This is a genomic window from Blastococcus sp. HT6-4, from assembly GCF_039679125.1.
GTDB classification, from domain to species: Bacteria; Actinomycetota; Actinomycetes; order Mycobacteriales; family Geodermatophilaceae; genus Blastococcus; species Blastococcus montanus.
In genome coordinates, this window is sequence record NZ_CP155551.1 from 2006552 (window position 1) to 2023316 (window position 16765).

Below are 16765 nucleotides of genomic sequence, written 5' to 3' on the forward strand. Positions count from 1 at the left end.
GTCGCTGGAGCGACTTCGTGCCGGTACGGCGTCCGGGTGGCCGGGCCCGGACGGCGACGGTAGGCAGGACGGGTGGACGCGGGACAGCGGCTGTGCACGGAGCGGTTGCGGCTCCGGCCGTGGACGACCCGGCCGGCCGACCTCGCGCGGCTGGCCGACATCTACGGCCGCGACGAGGTGACCCGCTGGCTGGGCGGTGGCCCCTCGGTGCCACCCGAGGAACTCGTCGTCCGCTGGGCCGAGGTGCATGCGCGCGACGACCGGTTCCTCTGCTGGGCCATCGAGCGGCCCGACGGCGTCCCGGCCGGGACGGTTCTGCTCAAGCCGCTGCCCAACGGGGTGGGCGAGGTCGAGGTGGGGTGGCACCTGCACCCCGACTCCTGGGGCCACGGCTACGCCACCGAGGCCGCGCGGGAGGTCGTCGACCGGGCGTTCGGGCTCGGCCTGCCCGAGGTCTACGCCGTCGTGCGACCGGGCAACGAGGCGTCGATCGCCGTCTGCCGGCGGTTGGGGATGGCCCCGCTGGGGCGCATCCGCCGCTGGTACGACGTCGAGCTGGAGGCATTCCGGTTGATGGCCCCCGTCGTCGTCGAGTGACCGCTCAGCGGCGGCGCAGCAGCCGGGCCACCCGTCCCCCCGGCGAGCGCTTCGTCGCACTGGCCCCCCGCCCGGTGGCGCGGAGGGTGTCGCCGGCGGCCGCCTCCGCGGGTGTCGGTGCCGTCCCGCCGAGGTGCGCCGGCTGCCACCACCGGTCGTCGGCGCCGGCGGGCTGGTCGGGATAGCTCCGCTGGGCCTCGTCGAGCAGCGCCTCCATCGCCGTGCGAGTGCGACCGAGCAGTGCGGGGATCTGCTCACCGGGCCCAGGGGTGATCGGCTCGCCGAGGACCACCGTCACGGGGACGCCACGGCGCCACTCCACCTTGTGGTTCCTCGTGGCCACCCGGTGCCCGCCCCAGACGGCCGCCGGGATGATCGGCACGCCGGCGTCGATGGCCATCCGCGCGACGCCGGCCTTGAGGTCCTTCACCGTGAAGCTGGTGCTGATGGTCGCCTCCGGGAAGATCCCGACCACCTCGCCGTCCTTGAGCGCGCGGACCGCGGCCTCGAACGCGCTCGAGCCGGCCTTCCGGTCGACCGGGATGTGCCGCATGGCGCGCATGAACGGTCCGGAGAACCGGTGGTTGAAGACCGCCGCCTTCGCCATGAACCGCACCAGGCGGTGCCGCGGCAGCGCGCCGAGCCCCAGGAAGGTGAAGTCGAAGTAGCTGACGTGGTTGCTGCAGATGATCGCGCCCCCGGACGCCGGCACGTGCTCGGAGCCACGGACGTCGAAGCGGAAGCGGAACAGCCGGAAGACGACCAGGGCGATCCGGATCACCAGCCGGTACGGCTTGTCGCGCGGATCGGGCGAGGCGCCGAACAGCCCGGGACGGACGACGTCACGCCAGCTCGCGGTGTACATGGCGGGAATCTAGCGGCTGCCTCCGGACGCCGCCCGAGGGGTCGGCTCCCCGGCGGTGGTGGCCACGGCGGCCCGGACGACGGCCGCGAGGTCGCCGGTCTCCTGGTGCACCTGCCGCTGGAGGTCGGCGCCGGTCCCGCGTTCCAGCAGGGCGGCCACACCGGCGGAGACGGTGTCCTCGTCGCCCGCGTCGGCGAGCGCGGGCCGCACGTGGTCGAGCAGGTCGGTCAGGACGTCGGCGGCCGCGGCCGGCCGGCCGGTGCGCGGGTGGACGAGCTCGCCGGTGAGGCCGCAGCGGCCGGCCCGCCAGGCGGCCAGGCGCAGCACCTCGGTCCGCACGTCGGGCGCCGCGCCGCCGTCCCGTGCATCGCGGGCGGCGGTCTCCACCAGGCCGCGCACCAGCCCGGCGAGGGTGACGGCGTCCTCGACCCGGAGGGCGACGTCCGCGCTGCGCACCTCCACGGTGGGCCACGTGGCCGACAGCCGGGCGTCGAAATAGACCATGCCGGCGTCGAACACCGTCCCGGTGGCCAGCATGGCGTCGACGACGCGGTGGTAGTCGGCGGCGTCGGTGAACGGGTCGTTCGGGCCCGCCGACGGCCAGCGCTGCCAGACCTGGGACCGGAAGCTGGCGTACGAGGTGTCCTCGCCCTGCCAGAACGGGGAGTTGGCGGTCAGGGCCGTGAGCACCGGCAACCACACCCGGATGCGGTTGAGGACGGCCACGCCCTCCTCGTCGTCGGCGACCGAGACGTGGACGTGGCAGCCGCAGGTCAGGACGTCGCGTGCGGTCTGGCCGAAGGTGTCCATCAGCCGGGTGTAGCGCTCGCCCCCGGTCGGGACGGAGGCGACGGCCACCGGCGACGTGGCCAGCGCCGCCACCCGCGCCCCGACGGCCACGGCCGCGGCGTCGGCACGGCGACGCCAGTGGCGCAGCTGGTCGAGCACCTCCTGGAGGGTCGTGCAGACCGGCGTCCCCAGCTCGACCTGCTGGGCCTTCAGCTCGGGCGAGAGGTGTGCCGACTCCGGAGCGCCGTCGGGCTCGCCGCGCTCGGCGCGGTCGTGCTGCTCGACGTCTTCGCCCTCGCCGCGCCGCGCCGCGACGGCGAGGGCATCCGGCCCTTCCGGTACGGGCACCCCGGACGAGTCGACCACCAGCAGCTCTTCCTCGACGCCCACGGTCCGCACCACCCCATGATCCGGACCGGTGCCCTGTCGTGCAGGACCAGCCGGCAGAGGGTGGTCGCTCCGGCGCACCGGTGGGCGAGTGTGCTCCGGGGTGGACGTCTGCCCCGGGCGGCTGAACGGGGCCGGGGTCCCGGCGTTGGTGATCGGCGCCCACAGGGCGTCGTTTCTTTTTTTTTCGACAGGTGACCACACATATTCTTCGACTTGTTGTTGGGGATAACGGTAGTATTCGGTCATGCCACGTGCGTGGCAGCAGCCGCTGCCCGAGATGCCGTCCCTCCCGCCGGCTCGCGCCTGGGCGCGGCTGGCAGCGCCCCCGGGATACGAGACGCAGTGGCGGCGGCTGGTCGACGCCGCGCTGGAGATCGGCCTGGGCCCCGACGAGCTCGCCGCCGCGGGCCTGGACGACGTGGCCGCCGCCCGGGAGTGGAAGCCGGCGACCGTGGCGCTCTACAGCAAGGTCGCCCGCTACGGAGGGCTGGCCCTGCCCCTCCCCCGCACGCCGGAGCCCGACCCCCCTGCCCTGGACCTGCGGCCGCTCACCCGGGTCCGCAGCGACGACCCCGAGCACCTCCGCTGCGTGGCCTGGTGCGCGCTCGCGCTCGGCTGGCCGGCGCCGGTGGGCACGTTCCGCTCCCTGGGACGCGACCAGGTACGGGCGACGGCCCGCCGGCTGCTCGTCTCGACGGAGGACGGCGAGTGGGTGGTGCCCGGGGCGCTGATGGCCTGGCACGCCTGGGAGGACGTCCGGGGCAGGTATCCGGCGCTGGCCGCGAGCCGATGGGTCCTCCCGGCGCTGCGTCGCGGCCCCGGTCTGGACTCCCGCATCGGTGGGCGGCTGTCCAACCAGGCGCTGCAGGCGACGTTCACCAAGCACGTCCGGAACACCGTGCGGCAGCTGCGGGCGACGTCCCCGCCGTCCCGGCGCGACGCCGTCGAGGAACTGGCCGCCGCCTACCGGACGCTCTCCTATGACTCCTACCGCCGGCTGGCGCTCGCCGCGGGCGCCCCGCCGGTGGCCGCGCGCGGCGTGGTCCGCGCGAGCCGCGCCACGTCCCGGGCGGCCCGGCAGGCCGGCTGACCGCCCTCACAGCAGGGTCAGCTGCTCCCCCGGTCCCGCCGAACGCTCTCCCGCCGCCGCAGCGCCGGCGGCACCGGGGAGGCCGCCCGAGGGCAGGCTCCCGGCCGGGAAGCCGACCTCATCGTCCCCCTGGACGCCGTCGGCGACCGGACCATGCCGCGCCGCACCGCCCGGCTGCCGGTCGAACCCGTGCCGGCTCAGCAGGGGCGCCACCTGCTGCGCCAGCCACCGGCGGTACTCGGCCGGCACGTACGCCCGGCGCGCGTAGAGCCGTTCGTACCGCGGCATGAGGTCGGGGCGCGCCCCGGCCAGCCAGGCCATGAACCACTCCCGCGCCCCGGGGCGCAGGTGCAGCGGGATCACCGTGACCCCGGTGGCGCCGGCGGCGGCGATCGCGCCCAGCGCCGCGTCCAGGTGCTCCGCGGAGTCGGTGAGGCCGGGCAGGACCGGGGCGAGGAAGACCCCGCACGGCAGCCCTGCGTCGGCCAGCGCACGGACGAGGTCCAGCCGCGCCCTCGGTGTGGGGACGCCCGGCTCCAGGCCCGCGTGCAGGTCCTCGTCCCAGATGGCCATGGAGATCCCGAGCCCGACCGGCACCTGCCGGGAGGCCTCCGCCAGCAGTGGCACGTCCCGGCGCAGCAGCGTGCCCTTCGTCAGGACGGAGAACGGGGTGCCGGCGCCGGCGAGGGCCCGGATGACCCCGGGCATCAGCCGGTACCGCCCCTCGGCGCGCTGGTAGGGGTCGGTGTTCGTGCCGAGGGCCACGTGCTCCCGGCGCCACGACGGCCGGGCCAGCTCCCTGCGCAGCACGTCGACGAGGTTGGTCTTCACGACGACCTGCGTGTCGAAGTCGCGACCGGCGTCGAACTCGAGCCATTCGTGCGTGCGCCGGGCGAAGCAGTACATACACGAATGGCTGCATCCCCGGTACGGGTTGATCGTCCACGGGAAAGGCATGGCGGATTCGCCGGGCACGCGGTTCAGTGCGCTCTTCGACCGCACCTCGTGGAACGTCAGGCCGGGGAACTCCGGCACCTGCACGCTGCGCAGCAGCCCCCGGATGCTCGGCAGGCCGGGCAGCGCCCCGGGCTCGTCGAGATCCAGCCGTTGCGCGTCCCACCGCATGACTCCATCCGAACACACGTTCGAAGCGGTGTCCAGTGCGGTCAGATCGGGGGGCGCGCCTCGTAGGACGTGGAGAGCACGACGGTGGTGCGGGTCCGGACGTTGGCCACGGAGCGGATCTCCCTGAGCAGCGCCTCGAGCGCGTCGGGTGAGGCCACCCGGACCTTGAGGATGTAGCTCTCCACGCCGGCCACCGCGTGGCACTCCTCGATGGCCTCCAGGTGGGCGAGCAGGGCCGGGGCGTCGTCGGTCTGCGCATCGGTCGGGGTGATCGACACGAAAGCGGTGAGGGGCAGGCCGATCTGCGTCGCGTCGAGGGTCGCCCGGTAGCCGGTGATGAGCCCGCGCTGCTCCAGCCGGCGCACCCGCTGGTGCACCGCCGACACCGACAGGCCCACCCGTTCGGCCAGTTCGGTGTAGCTGGCCCGGCCGTCGCGTGCCAGCGCCGCCATCAGCGCCCGGTCGACGTCGACCGCGGCGCCCGGCTCAGCCGGGGAGTTCGACGAGCTCACGGGGACCGTTGTTCAGCACGCGGACGCCGTCGTCGGTGCAGACCACGATGTCCTCGATCCGGGCGCCGTGGCGGCCCGGCAGGTAGATGCCCGGCTCCACCGAGAACGCCATGCCGGGCTCCAGCGGCAGGTCGTTGCCCGCCACGATGTAGGGCGCCTCGTGGGTGTCCAGGCCGATGCCGTGCCCGGTGCGGTGGATGAAGTGGTCGCCCCAGCCGGCGTCCGCGATCACCTCGCGCGCCGCGGCGTCGATCTGCTCGGCGGTCACGCCCGGGCGCACGGCCGCCGTCGCCGCCTGCTGGGCGGCGTGCAGCACGGCGTACCACTCCGCGACCTCGGGGTCCGGCGACCCGCCGACGACGTAGGTGCGCGTGCAGTCGGAGCGGTACCCGGTGGCCGTCTCGCCGCCGATGTCGACGACGACGAGGTCGCCGGCCGCCACGGTGCGTCCCGACAGCTCGTGGTGCGGGCTGGCCCCGTTCGGGCCGGAGCCGACGATGGTGAAGTCCACGCCGACGTGGCCCTCGGCGAGGATCGCCGCGGCGATGTCGGCCCCGACCTCGGCCTCGGTGCGGCCGACGGTCAGCCACTCCCCCATCCGCGCGTGCACCCGGTCGACCGCCGCGCCGGCGAGCGCCAGCTCGTCCACCTCGGCCGGCGTCTTCACCATGCGCAGCCGGTCGACGACCGGCGAGGCCAGCTCGAGCACCGAGCCCGGCAGGGCGCGCTGGACACCGAGGGCGTGCTCCGCCCACGTGCGCGAGCCCACGGCCACCCGGGCCGGTGCCGAGCCCAGCCGGGCGGCGGCGGCGTCGGCGAGCACCGCGAAGGCGTCATCGGTCTCGTCCCAGGCCAGGACCTCGAGCCCCAGCGTCCCGGCGGGGCTCGCGTCGACCATGGGGGCCTCCAGCCGCGGCACCACCAGGAACGGCTCCCCGGTGCGCGGGACCGCGAGAGCGGTCAGCCGTTCCATGGCGTGCGCGTCGTAGCCGCAGAGGTACCGCAGATCGGCACCCGGGGTCAGCACGAGCACGTCCACGCCCAGCTCACCGGCGATCGCCCGGGCGGCGTGCGCCCGGTCGATGGTCACGAGCGGGCCGGTTCCGGCCGGAGTCGTCACGGTTCCCACCTGCGCAGACTAGCCACGGGGGCCGCCGATCTCCGCAATCGTTGCCAGACCGCTACCGTCCGCCTACGTGACGGAGCTCGGAAAGGTCCAGAGGAGCACAGCACCGACGGGTGCCCGGATGCCCCGGCAGAGCGGGGAGGGCTCGTGACCACCATGCTGCTGGACGCCGCGTCGCTGTACTTCCGCGCCTTCTACGGGGTGCCCACCAGCGTGACCACGCCCGACGGGCGGCCGATCAACGCCGTCCGCGGGTTCCTCGACATGACCGCGCGGCTGATCACCGCGCACGGCCCCGACCGCCTCGTGGCCTGCTGGGACGACGACTGGCGGCCCGCCTTCCGGGTCGAGGCGCTGCCGTCGTACAAGGCGCACCGGCTGGCGGCCGACGGCGGTGAGGAGACGCCCGACGAGCTCGGCCCCCAGGTGCCGATCCTGATCGAGGTGCTCGCCGCGGCCGGGATCTGCCGCGTGGGTGCCCCGGGCTACGAGGCCGACGACGTGATCGGCACGCTCGCCACCCGGGCCCGCGGGCCGGTCGACGTCGTCACCGGGGACCGGGACCTGTTCCAGCTGGTCGACGACGCGCGCGGTGTCCGGGTGCTGTACACCGCCCGCGGCATCTCCGACCTGGAGTTCGTCGACGAGGCCGCGGTCGCCGCCAAGTACGGCATCCCGGGGCGCTGCTACGCCGACTTCGCGGTCCTGCGCGGCGATCCGAGCGACGGGCTGCCCGGCGTGGCGGGGGTGGGCGCCAAGACCGCCGCGGCGCTGATCGGCGCGTTCGGCGACCTCGCCGGCATCCGGGCGGCGGCCGCGCGGGCCGTCGTCCCGGAGCCGCCGCTGACCGCCGCCGTCCTCAAGAAGCTCCGTGCGGCGGCCGGCTACCTCGACGCGGCGCCGGTCGTCGTCGCGGTGGCCAGGGACATCGACCTGCCGCCGGTCGAGGGCCCGCTCCCCCGCACCCCGGCGGACGCCCGGGCCCTGGCCGCGCTGGCCGAGGCGCACGGGCTGCAGTCCTCGCTCGCGCGGCTGGGCGCCGCCCTCGGCTGGCCGGAGGGCGTCCTCGGCTGAACCGGCTCAGGGCTCGGTCCAGGTGTAGTGGGCCCCCTCGGTATCGGTGATCTCGAGCCGGAGGGTCACCTCCTCGTCGTCGGCGGTGACGCCGGTGCACTCGTAGGTGGCGCCCTCCTCCACGAGCATCTCCTCGGTGCAGCGGAGGACGACGGCCACGCCCTCGCGCTCCTCGAACTGCGCGGCGACGTCCCGCTCGACCGCCCCGCGCGAGAGCACCGTCGGCCCGGTGGAGACGGCCAGGACCGCCGCAGCGGCCGCGACCGCCAGCGCGACGACGGACAGGACGGCGATCAGCGCCGCCCGTCGGCCCGGGTGCGGCGGCGGAGCACCCGGGCCGGGCGCCCATGACGGCGGAGGGCCGCCCCAGGGCTGCTGCTGGTCCCACGGCACGCGGTGGTCCCCGGGCTCACCGCCGTGCCGGCCGTCGCGGTGCGGCGGGTGGGTCATGGTCGCTCCCGGGTCCGTGCGTCCCGTGCCGGGGCGCGGGGGGATTCTGCCCCACCCGCCGCTCCGCCCGACGGCGACGGGCTCCTCGTCAGCCGCCGACGGCCACGGCGACGACGCCGCGGCGCACGCGGTCCACCGCGGACCGCGCGGTGCGGGCGACGGCGTCGTCGGCCACCTTGCCGAGCTGGTCCAGCAGGTCGATCAGCTGCCGGGTCCAGCGGACGAAATCCCCACCCGAGAGCTCGGTGCCGGCCTGCTCCGCCCCCGCGAGCACCCGGTCCAGGCTCTGGCCGTCGGCCCACCGGAACGCGGCCCACGCGAAGCCGAGGTCCAGATCGCGGCCGGCCGGCACCCCGTGGTCCAGCTCGACGTCCTGCAACCGCGCGCGGATGCCCCGCATCTCGCCGATGGCGGCACCCACCTTGCCGGCCGGGACGGCGGGCAGCCCGGGGGTGTCCCGGCGCGCCTCGAACACCAGGGTCGACACCACGGCGGCCAGCTCCGCCGGGCCCAGCCCCCGCCAGATCCCCGCCCGCAGGCACTCGGCCACCAGCAGGTCGGCCTCCGACCAGATGCGGGCCAGCCGGCGGCCGTCGTCGGTGACCACCGGGACGTCGTCGACCGCGCCCACGACCTCGGTGTCGGCGGGGACCAGCGGCGCCGCCTCGGGCACCAGGTAGCCGAGCTCCTCGAGGACGTCGCAGGTGCGGTCGAACTGGCGGGTGAGGGACCCGGTGCGCTCGGCCATCGTCCGCTGCAGCGACTCGGCCTCGCGGACCGCGCGCAGCCAGCGCTCGGCCACGCGCACCAGGTCCTCGCGGTCGGGGAGCTGGTGCACCGGGTGGTTGCGCAGCGCCTGGCGCAGGTCGGCCAGCACCGGGTCGTCGGCGGCGGCCGAACGGTTCTTCACCCGCCGCGCGCCCAGGTCGTGCTCCACCCGGGCGTTGCGCAGGGTCGAGGCGAGGTCGCGGCGGGCGTGCGGGCTGCGGTGGTTGAAGTTCTTCGGCACCCGGACCCGGGCCAGCGCCGTCACCGGGCCGGGGAAGTCGACCGAGCCCAGCCGGCCGGCCCACTTGTCCTCGGTCAGCACGAGCGGCCGCGGGTCGGCGAGGTCGGTGATGCCGGGGTCGAGGACGACGGCCAGCCCCTGCCGTCTCCCGGTGGGCACGCGGATGACGTCACCGGGCCGCAGCGCGGCCAGCGCGTCGGCGGCCTCCATGCGGCGCTTGGCCTGCGAGTCGCGGGAGAGCTCCTTCTCCCGCTCGGAGATCTCCCGGCGCAGCTGCGCGTAGGCGCCGACGTCGCCCCGGTCCGAGCGCATCTCGGCGGCGAACTGCTCGGCGTCCCGCTCGTGCCGGGCCGCCGCGCGCGCCAGGCCGACGACGGAGCGGTCGGCCTGGAACTGGGCGAACGAGCTGGCCAGCAGCTCGCGGGCCCGGGCCCGCCCGAAGGAGCCCACCAGGTTGACCGCCATGTTGTAGCTGGGGCGGAACGACGACTTCAGCGGGTAGGTGCGGGTGCTGGCCAGCCCCGCCACCACCGAGGGGTCCATGCCGGGCGCCCAGATGACGACGGCGTGCCCCTCGACGTCGATGCCGCGGCGGCCCGCGCGGCCGGTCAGCTGGGTGTACTCCCCCGGTGTGACGTCGACGTGCGCCTCGCCGTTCCACTTGACCAGCCGCTCGAGGACGACGGTGCGCGCCGGCATGTTGATGCCCAGGGCGAGGGTCTCGGTGGCGAAGACGGCCTTGACCAGGCCGCGGACGAAGCACTCCTCGACGGTCTCCTTGAAGGCGGGCACGAGACCGGCGTGATGCGCGGCCAGGCCGGCGAGCAGCCCCTCGCGCCACTCCCAGAAGCCCAGGACGTGCAGGTCCTCCTCCGGCAGGGACCCGGTTCGCTCGTCGATGATCGCGGCGATCTCGGCCCGCTCCGCCTCGTCGGTCAGGCGCAACCCGCTGAGCAGGCACTGGTGCACGGCGGCGTCGCAGCCGTTGCGGCTGAAGACGAAGGTGATCGCCGGCAGCAGGCCGGCCCGGTCCAGCCGCTCGATGACGTCCGACCGCGCGGGCGGGCGGTACCGGGGTCGGTGGGCGGACTCCCGGCGGCCGTTGCCGCCCCAGCCCTCGATGCGCCGCTCGTGCTCCCGCACGTAACGCACCAGCTCGGGGTCGACGACCGAGGCGCCGCGCTCGCGGGTGGACAGGGGCCTCGGGGTGTCCCCGTGCTCGCCGGCGTGCGCGGCCGGGCGGAGGGAGAACATGTCGAAGACGCGGTTGCCCACGAGCATGTGCTGCCAGAGCGGAATCGGCCGGACCTCGCTGACGACCACCTTCGTGTCCCCACGGACGGTCACCAGCCAGTCGCCGAACTCCTCGGCGTTGCTGACCGTGGCCGACAGTGAGACGAGGGTGACCGACTGCGGCAGGTGGATGATCACCTCCTCCCACACCGCGCCGCGGAACCGGTCGGCGAGGTAGTGAACCTCGTCCATCACCACGTAGCCGAGGCCGGCGATCGCCGGGGACTCGGCGTAGAGCATGTTGCGCAGCACCTCGGTGGTCATCACGACGACCGGGGCGTCCCCGTTGATGGCGTTGTCGCCGGTCAGGAGACCGACCCGGTCCGCGCCGTAGCGCTCCACCAGGTCGTTGTACTTCTGGTTGGACAGGGCCTTGATCGGCGTCGTGTAGAACGCCTTGCGCCCCTCGGCGAGGGCCTTGTGCACGGCGAACTCGCCCACCACGGTCTTGCCGGCCCCCGTGGGCGCGCAGACGAGGACCCCGGACCCGTCCTCCAGCGCCTCGCAGGCCTCCACCTGGAACGGGTCCAGGGAGAAGCCGAGCTCGGCGGTGAAGTCGGCCAGCGTGGGGCGGGAGGTCCGCCTGCGGGCAGCGGCGTACCGCTCAGCGGGGCTGGACATGCCTCCACGTTAGGCCCGCCATCGGGCATCGGCTCGCCACGATCAGGTTCCCTGATCATCGAGCGTCCTCCCTCACGGTCCACGGTCAGGGAGGACTCCACATGATCGGGTCAGCTGATCGGCGCGGGGCGCGCACCGACGACGGTCAGCGCTCCCGGCACGCACTCGGTGATGGCCGGCAGCGGGGCCAGGAGCTCCCCGTCGGCGTAGGTGGTCACCCCGGCGCAGGCGAGCTCCACCCGGACCGCCCGGTGGACGGTCACCGCGGGGTGGCCGACGTGCGACCCGTCCGCCAGCCGGGGCTTGGTGCGGACCAGCTCCAGCCGGGTGGTCGGCCCGACGACGGTGACGTCGAGCAACCCGTCGGCCGGGTCGGCGGCCGGGCACACCCGCAGACCGCCGCCGTACCAGGCGGTGTTGCCGACGGCGATCATCGTGGCCGGCAGGGTGCGCTCGACGCCGTCGAGCGTCAGGGTGATCTCGTAGGGCCGCAGCCGCGCCAGCTCGGCCAGGACGGCGAGGTCGTACCGGCGGCGCCCCCGCGGCCAGCGCAACCGGTTGGCACGGTCGGTGACGGCGGAGTCGAAGCCGCAGCACAGCACGGTGGCCCACCAGCGGCCGGCGGTCCGGCCGGCGTCGATCGTCCGGCTGCGGCCGGCCAGCAGGTCCGCCGCGGCCGCGCGGGCGGCCGTCACCGGGTCCGCCGGCACGCCGAGGGCCAGTGCCAGGTCGTTGCCCGTCCCCGCCGACACCACGGCCAGCGGCGTGGCGGTGCCGGCCACCGCCTGCAGCGCGGCGTGCGCGGCGCCGTCACCGCCTATCGCGACGACCGCACCTGCGCCGTTGGCCACGGCATCGGACGCCTGCCGTTCGGCATCGGGACGGGTGGCCGCGGCGAGCACCCGTGGGGCCAGCCCCGCGCCCCGCAGACCGTCGAGCACCGACGACGCCACCGCCAGGGCCCGGCCACGACCGGCGGCCGGGCTGAGCAGGACGGCCACGTCCACAGTGGTCAGCCGCGCGTGGCGGACCGCGACGAGTCGACGGTGTCCTCGAGCGGCGAGGGCTGGGCGTCCAGCGGGGAGGCCGCGTCGTCGGACAGCCCGTGGAAGTGCTCGAGGGCGTCCCGCTTGGCCCGTCGCCGGTCGACGAACCGGGCCACCTGGATGGCCAGCTCGAACAGCACGATCATCGGGCCGGCCATGGCCAGCATGGTGAACGGGTCCTGCGTCGGGGTGACGAAGGCGGCGAAGACGATCGTCAGGAAGAAGATCCACCGGCGGCTCTGCCGCAGCACCGCGTAGCTGAGGACGCCGACCAGGTTGAGCGCGACGGCGATGAGCGGCACCTCGAAGCTGACCCCGAAGGCGATCAACAGCGAGAGCGCGAATCCGATGTAGTCCTGGGCGGTCAGCGCCACGACCACACCGCTGCCGGCCAGGCCGAGGAGCAGCTCCAGCCCCGCCGACAGCGAGAGGTAGGCCAGCGCGGCACCCAGGGCGAACAGCGAGGAGGAGACCGCGACGAAGGCGACGCCGTAGCGCTTCTCGTTGCGCTTCAGCCCCGGGGTGATGAACGCCCACAGCTGGTAGAGCCAGAACGGCGAGGACAGGACCGCTCCGGCCAGGAAGGCCACCTTGAGCCGGATGAACACACCGCCGAGCACGTCGGTGATGAGCAGCCCGCACTCCTGCTCGCTGCCCTGGGTGAACCGCAGGTCGACGGGGAGGTCGCAGTACGGCGCACGGATGAAGTCGCCGAGGCCGTGCTCGTACCACCAGAACGACACGGCGGTGGCGAGCAGCAGGAAGAACAGGGCCTTGGCGATCCGGCTGCGCAGCTCGGTGAGGTGCGCGACGAGCGACATGGTCGCGTCGGGGTCGCGCGAGGCCCGGCCGCGCCGTCGCGGCCTGGGAACGGCAGAACTCACCGTCGTGCCCGGTGCGGGGAGGTCAGCGGGGGCCGTCGGCGGCGCGCGCCTGGTCCGCGCGGGCGCGCAACTCGGCCGCGTGCGCCTCGGCGGAGGCGGCCTCGGCCTGCAGCCGGGCGTTCAGGTCGTCCTGCGGCGGCGACGCCGGCGCTACGATCTCGCCGCGGACGGGGCCGGTCTGCGCGGCGTCCTTCGCGCGGACGTCGTCGTCCTTCATGCCCTTCATCTCGCCCTTGAAGATGCGCAGCGAGCGGCCCAGGGAGCGCGAGGCGTCCGGGAGCTTCTTGTAGCCGAACAGCAGCAGGATGGCCAGGATGATCAGGCCGATCTCCAGCGGGCCGAGATTCACGACGCGTCCTCCACGAGTGTTGGCTTCCGCGATGCTACGCCGGGAAACGTGCGATTCCCGCGTCGCGCGCGGGCCGGATTCCTGCCGGCGCCGAGTTCGCCCGCCGTTCAGCCGCTGGTCGGCCGGGCGTCACGGCGCCGGGCGGCGTGCTCGGCGGAGAGCTGCACCTGCTCGAGCACCGGGCGCACGTCGTCCTCGGCGGCCGCCAGCTCGCGGTTCAGCCGGCCGAAGGCGCCCAGGACGCCGTGGCCGACCACGGCGAGGACGACGAGCGCCAGCAGCACCACGACGGCGAGCACGATCCAGAACAGCACGAGCAGACCCTATCCGGCGCCGTCGTGCGCCACCCCGTAGCGGGCCAGCGCCGCACGCGCCTCGGCGGCCACCTGGGTACCGATCTCGACCGGCTCGTCGACGACCGCATCACCGCCGAGCGAGGCGACGAGCCGGCGGGCCCACGCCAGGTCGGCGGTGCGCACGGTGACCGCGAGCCCGCCCGGTGGGTCGTCCACCGGCACGACGTCCTCCACCGGGTAGTAGTCGGCCACCCACCGGGCGCGGCGGGCCAGCCGCAGCCGGACCGCCGGCTCCTCCGGGCCGGGCTGGTACACCCCGTCGTCGACGTTCCGGTTGGCCGCCTGCGGTGGCGGGGCGGCCGGCTCGTCCAGCACCGCCACGTCGTCGACCCGGTCGAGCCGGAACAGCCGGACGCCCTCTGCCCGGCGGCACCACGCCTCCAGGTACCAGCGGCCGTCCACGAGCAGCAGCCGCATCGGGTCGACGGTCCGCTCGGTGCGCTCGTCGCGCGCGGGCACGTAGTAGTGCAGGTGCAGGGCCCGCTGCCGCTCCAGGGCCTCGCGGACGACGGCGAGGGCGTCCTCCCGGACGTCCACGCTCACCGCGACCGGCGACGTGCGCTCGGCCGCGTCGCCGGCCGCCGCGGAGACCTTCGCCAGGGCGCGGCTGACCGCCTCCCGCTCGGCGAGGTCCGGCAGCTCCAGCAGCGTCCGCAGCGCCACCACGAGCGCGACCGCCTCGTCGGTGGTCAGCCGCAGCGGCCGGACCATGCCGGCGCTGAAGGTCACCCGGACCCGGTCGCCCTCGAACGCGACGTCGATCAGGTCGCCGGGGCCGTAGCCGGGCAGCCCGCACATCCACAGCAGCTCGAGGTCGCCGCGCAGCTGGCGTTCGCTGACGCCGAAGTCGCGCGCCGCCTCCGCGACGGCGACCCCGCCGGGCCGCGCGCTCAGGTAGGGCACGAGGGCCAGCAGCCGGGTCATCCGGTCGGTGGTGCCGGTGGCGTTCACGTCCGCTCCCCCATCGCGGCCAGGCGGGTCAGCCGGGCGACGACCGCGTCCCGGATCTCGGTGGGCGCCTCGACGACGACGTCGGCCCCGTAGGCGGCCAGCTGGTCGGCCAGTGCCCAGGGCTCGGTCGTGCGCAGCTGGAGGCGGTCGTCGCCGTCCGCGGCGGGGCCCAGGGAGGTGGCGTGCCGGCGCAGGCCGACCGCCGTGCCCGGGCGCGCGCGGACCACCACCAGGTGCTCCTCTCCCCCGGCCTGCCCGGCGACGAACGCGGTGAGGTCCAGGTCGGCCGGCGGCTCGAACGCCCCCGCCGGGCCGGAGGCCTTCGGGGCGCCGACCACGCGCGAGAGCCGGAACACCCGGCCGGCCTGCCGGTCCAGGTCGTACCCGACCAGGTACCAGCGGCCGTGCCAGGCCACCACCCCCCACGGCAGCACGGTCCGCCGGACGGCGGTGTCCTCGTCGGGGCGGCGGTAGTCGAACTGCAGCTGCCGGCGGTCGCGGGCCGCGGCATAGCACGGCTCGAACGCCGCCTCCCCCCGGTCCAGGCGCGGCTGGATGGGGAGGGAGCGGGAGCTGTCGAGCTCGACCCCGGCCGCCTTGAGCTTGACCAGGGCGCTCTGGGCGGCGCCGGCCAGCTGTGCGGACTCCCACAGCCGCAGGGCGAGCCCCACCGCGGCCGCCTCCTCACCGGTGAGGTGGATCTCCGGGAGCTCGTAGTCCGCCCGGGCGATCCGGTAGCCGTCCTCGGTGTCGAAGACGCTCGTGCGGCCGGTCTCCAGCGGGATGCCCATCTCCCGCAGGTCGGCCTTGTCCCGCTCGAACATCCGCTTGAAGGCCTCGTCGGCGCGGTCGCTGCCGTCGTCGGCCTCGTAACCGGGCACCGTGGCACGGATGCGGGCGGCGGTCACGTACTGCCGGGTGCTGAGCAGCGCGATGACCAGGTTGACCAGTCGCTCCGCCCGCTTGGCCGCCATGCCCACAGGCTAGTCAGGCGGGCCGGCCGGCCGTCGCCGCCCGGCCGCCGGCCCGCCCGCTGGTTAGCCTGCCGGTATGAGCAGCCCAGCCAGGTCCGCGCCCGTGTCCCGCATCCGCTGGCGGCGCGGTGCGGTCACGGAGGTCGGCCGGTCGTGGCGCGACGCGCTCGAGCTGACCGTGGAGGTGCCCGGTGAGGGCGCGCTGCGGGCGCTGGCCTACCCGTCGCTGGTCGGCATCCCGCAGGTCGGCGACGACGTGCTGCTCAACACCACCGCGCTGGCCCAGAACCTCGGTACCGGCGGCTACGCACTGGTCGTCGCCGTCCCCGACCGGCTGCCGCCGGACCCCGAGGGGCCGGGGCACCTGGTGAAGGCCCGGTACACGCCGCTGCAGGTGACGGTGCAGGGCGTCGACGAGCAGGAGACCGAGCACCACGCCGCGATCGCCGGGGCCGACGACCTCGGCGGCATGCCGGTGGTCGTGGCGGACCTGCACTCGGCGCTGCCGGCGGTCCTGATCGGGATGCTCGCCACCGACCCCGACCTGAAGGTCGCCTACGTGATGACCGACGGCGGCGCGCTGCCCGCCGGCTTCTCCCGGACGCTCGACGTGCTGAAGACGTCGCTGGCCGGGGTCGTCACCGTGGGGCAGGCCTTCGGCGGCGACCTGGAGGCGGTGACCCTCCACACGGGCCTGCTGGCGGCCAGGCACGTGCTGAACGCCGACCTGGCGATCGTCAGCCAGGGTCCGGGGAACCTGGGCACCGGGACGCCGTGGGGGTTCTCGGGCATCGCGGCCGGCGAGGCGTGCAACGCCGTCAGCGTGCTCGGCGGGCTGCCGATCGGCGCGCTGCGGATCTCCGACGCCGACCCGCGACCCCGCCACCGCGGGGTCTCCCACCACTCGCTGACGGCCTTCGGCCGGGTCGCGCTCGGCGGCGTCACGCTGATCGCGCCGCGCGGCCTGTCCTCGGAGCTGGGCGGCCAGGTGGACGAGGACCTCGCCGGTCAGCCGGAGCGCAACCCGGTGGTGTGGGTGGACACCGACGGGCTGGACACCGCGCTCGGCCTCTCCCCCGTCCCGCTGCGCACGATGGGCCGCGGCTACCCGGAGGAGCGGGCCTACTTCCTGGCCGCGGCGGCGGCCGGCCGCTACGCGGCCCTCCAGGTGCCCGTGGATCCCGAGCTGGTGCCTGCAGCCGAGGAGACCGGAAGCGCCGCCGCCGGCGACTGACGTCGCGCCGACTGGGGCCCCAGGGCCCGG

The 16765-nt window shown here is 75.2% G+C and carries 17 protein-coding genes; 4 read left to right on the forward strand and 13 right to left on the reverse strand.

What is annotated here, in order from left to right; all coding sequences use genetic code 11:
- The first annotated feature begins 72 nt into the window (after window positions 1-72).
- A complete protein-coding gene (locus tag ABDB74_RS09730; RefSeq protein WP_346623621.1) occupies window positions 73-597 on the forward strand; it encodes a GNAT family N-acetyltransferase in 525 nt (174 codons plus the stop codon).
- A gap of 4 nt (window positions 598-601) precedes the next feature.
- On the opposite strand, the gene ABDB74_RS09735 is transcribed toward ABDB74_RS09730, so the two are convergent.
- Window positions 602-1462, reverse strand: a complete 861-nt coding sequence (locus ABDB74_RS09735) for a lysophospholipid acyltransferase family protein (protein WP_346623622.1) — start codon at window positions 1460-1462, stop codon at window positions 602-604.
- A 9-nt stretch (window positions 1463-1471) separates the two neighbouring features.
- The gene (locus ABDB74_RS09740; RefSeq protein ID WP_346623623.1) at window positions 1472-2887 is read right to left on the reverse strand and encodes a glutamate--cysteine ligase; all 1416 of its coding nucleotides are present in this window, start codon (window positions 2885-2887) and stop codon (window positions 1472-1474) included.
- Between ABDB74_RS09740 and ABDB74_RS09745 the strand changes: the two genes are divergently transcribed.
- Window positions 2886-3731, forward strand: coding sequence for a hypothetical protein (locus tag ABDB74_RS09745; protein ID WP_346623625.1), 846 nt, complete (start codon window positions 2886-2888; stop codon window positions 3729-3731). The genes ABDB74_RS09740 and ABDB74_RS09745 overlap by 2 nt on opposite strands.
- A 6-nt stretch (window positions 3732-3737) precedes the next feature.
- Here ABDB74_RS09745 and ABDB74_RS09750 read toward each other — a convergent pair whose 3' ends face one another.
- The 3 genes from ABDB74_RS09750 to ABDB74_RS09760 are packed head-to-tail and all read right to left on the reverse strand — an operon-like array spanning window position 3738 to window position 6488.
- Window positions 3738-4856: an Rv2578c family radical SAM protein gene (locus ABDB74_RS09750; RefSeq protein WP_346623627.1), complete on the reverse strand. Its 1119-nt coding sequence runs from the start codon at window positions 4854-4856 to the stop codon at window positions 3738-3740.
- A gap of 41 nt (window positions 4857-4897) precedes the next feature.
- A complete protein-coding gene (locus ABDB74_RS09755) occupies window positions 4898-5368 on the reverse strand; it encodes a winged helix-turn-helix transcriptional regulator (RefSeq protein ID WP_346623628.1) in 471 nt (156 codons plus the stop codon).
- Entirely contained in the window at window positions 5343-6488 is a 1146-nt protein-coding gene (locus ABDB74_RS09760; RefSeq protein ID WP_346623630.1) for a Xaa-Pro peptidase family protein, read from the reverse strand. Before ABDB74_RS09760 ends, ABDB74_RS09755 begins: the two co-directional genes overlap by 26 nt.
- A 162-nt stretch (window positions 6489-6650) precedes the next feature.
- Here ABDB74_RS09760 and ABDB74_RS09765 point away from each other — a divergent pair, with 162 nt between their 5' ends.
- Window positions 6651-7568, forward strand: a complete 918-nt coding sequence (locus ABDB74_RS09765; protein ID WP_346623869.1) for a 5'-3' exonuclease — start codon at window positions 6651-6653, stop codon at window positions 7566-7568.
- A gap of 6 nt (window positions 7569-7574) precedes the next feature.
- Here the strand turns inward: ABDB74_RS09765 and ABDB74_RS09770 are convergent, their stop codons facing one another.
- The 8 genes from ABDB74_RS09770 to ABDB74_RS09805 form a co-directional block, all read right to left on the reverse strand.
- Complete coding sequence (locus tag ABDB74_RS09770) at window positions 7575-8018, reverse strand: DUF4333 domain-containing protein (RefSeq protein ID WP_346623631.1); 444 nt, start codon at window positions 8016-8018, stop codon at window positions 7575-7577.
- A gap of 88 nt (window positions 8019-8106) precedes the next feature.
- Window positions 8107-10941, reverse strand: coding sequence for a DEAD/DEAH box helicase (locus ABDB74_RS09775; protein ID WP_346623632.1), 2835 nt, complete (start codon window positions 10939-10941; stop codon window positions 8107-8109).
- 110 nt (window positions 10942-11051) lie between these two features.
- Window positions 11052-11942 (reverse strand): diacylglycerol kinase family protein, encoded by an 891-nt coding sequence (locus ABDB74_RS09780; protein WP_346623633.1) that lies wholly within the window; start codon window positions 11940-11942, stop codon window positions 11052-11054.
- Window positions 11943-11953: 11 nt separating this feature from the next.
- Window positions 11954-12808 carry a twin-arginine translocase subunit TatC gene (gene tatC / locus ABDB74_RS09785; RefSeq protein WP_346623635.1) on the reverse strand — a complete coding sequence of 285 codons (855 nt, stop codon included), beginning with the start codon at window positions 12806-12808 and terminating at the stop codon, window positions 11954-11956.
- An 85-nt stretch (window positions 12809-12893) separates the two neighbouring features.
- Entirely contained in the window at window positions 12894-13220 is a 327-nt protein-coding gene (tatA, locus tag ABDB74_RS09790; RefSeq protein ID WP_346623637.1) for a Sec-independent protein translocase subunit TatA, read from the reverse strand.
- A 107-nt stretch (window positions 13221-13327) separates the two neighbouring features.
- On the reverse strand, window positions 13328-13534 hold the full coding sequence (locus ABDB74_RS09795; protein ID WP_346623638.1) for a hypothetical protein: 207 nt from the start codon (window positions 13532-13534) through the stop codon (window positions 13328-13330).
- A 9-nt stretch (window positions 13535-13543) separates the two neighbouring features.
- Window positions 13544-14527 (reverse strand): WYL domain-containing protein, encoded by a 984-nt coding sequence (locus ABDB74_RS09800; protein WP_346623639.1) that lies wholly within the window; start codon window positions 14525-14527, stop codon window positions 13544-13546.
- Entirely contained in the window at window positions 14524-15501 is a 978-nt protein-coding gene (locus tag ABDB74_RS09805; RefSeq protein WP_346623640.1) for a WYL domain-containing protein, read from the reverse strand. The genes ABDB74_RS09800 and ABDB74_RS09805 overlap by 4 nt, the downstream gene beginning before the upstream one ends.
- 76 nt (window positions 15502-15577) lie before the next feature.
- Between ABDB74_RS09805 and ABDB74_RS09810 the strand changes: the two genes are divergently transcribed.
- Window positions 15578-16735 carry a DUF3866 family protein gene (locus ABDB74_RS09810; protein WP_346623641.1) on the forward strand — a complete coding sequence of 386 codons (1158 nt, stop codon included), beginning with the start codon at window positions 15578-15580 and terminating at the stop codon, window positions 16733-16735.
- The last annotated feature ends 30 nt before the right edge of the window (window positions 16736-16765 follow it).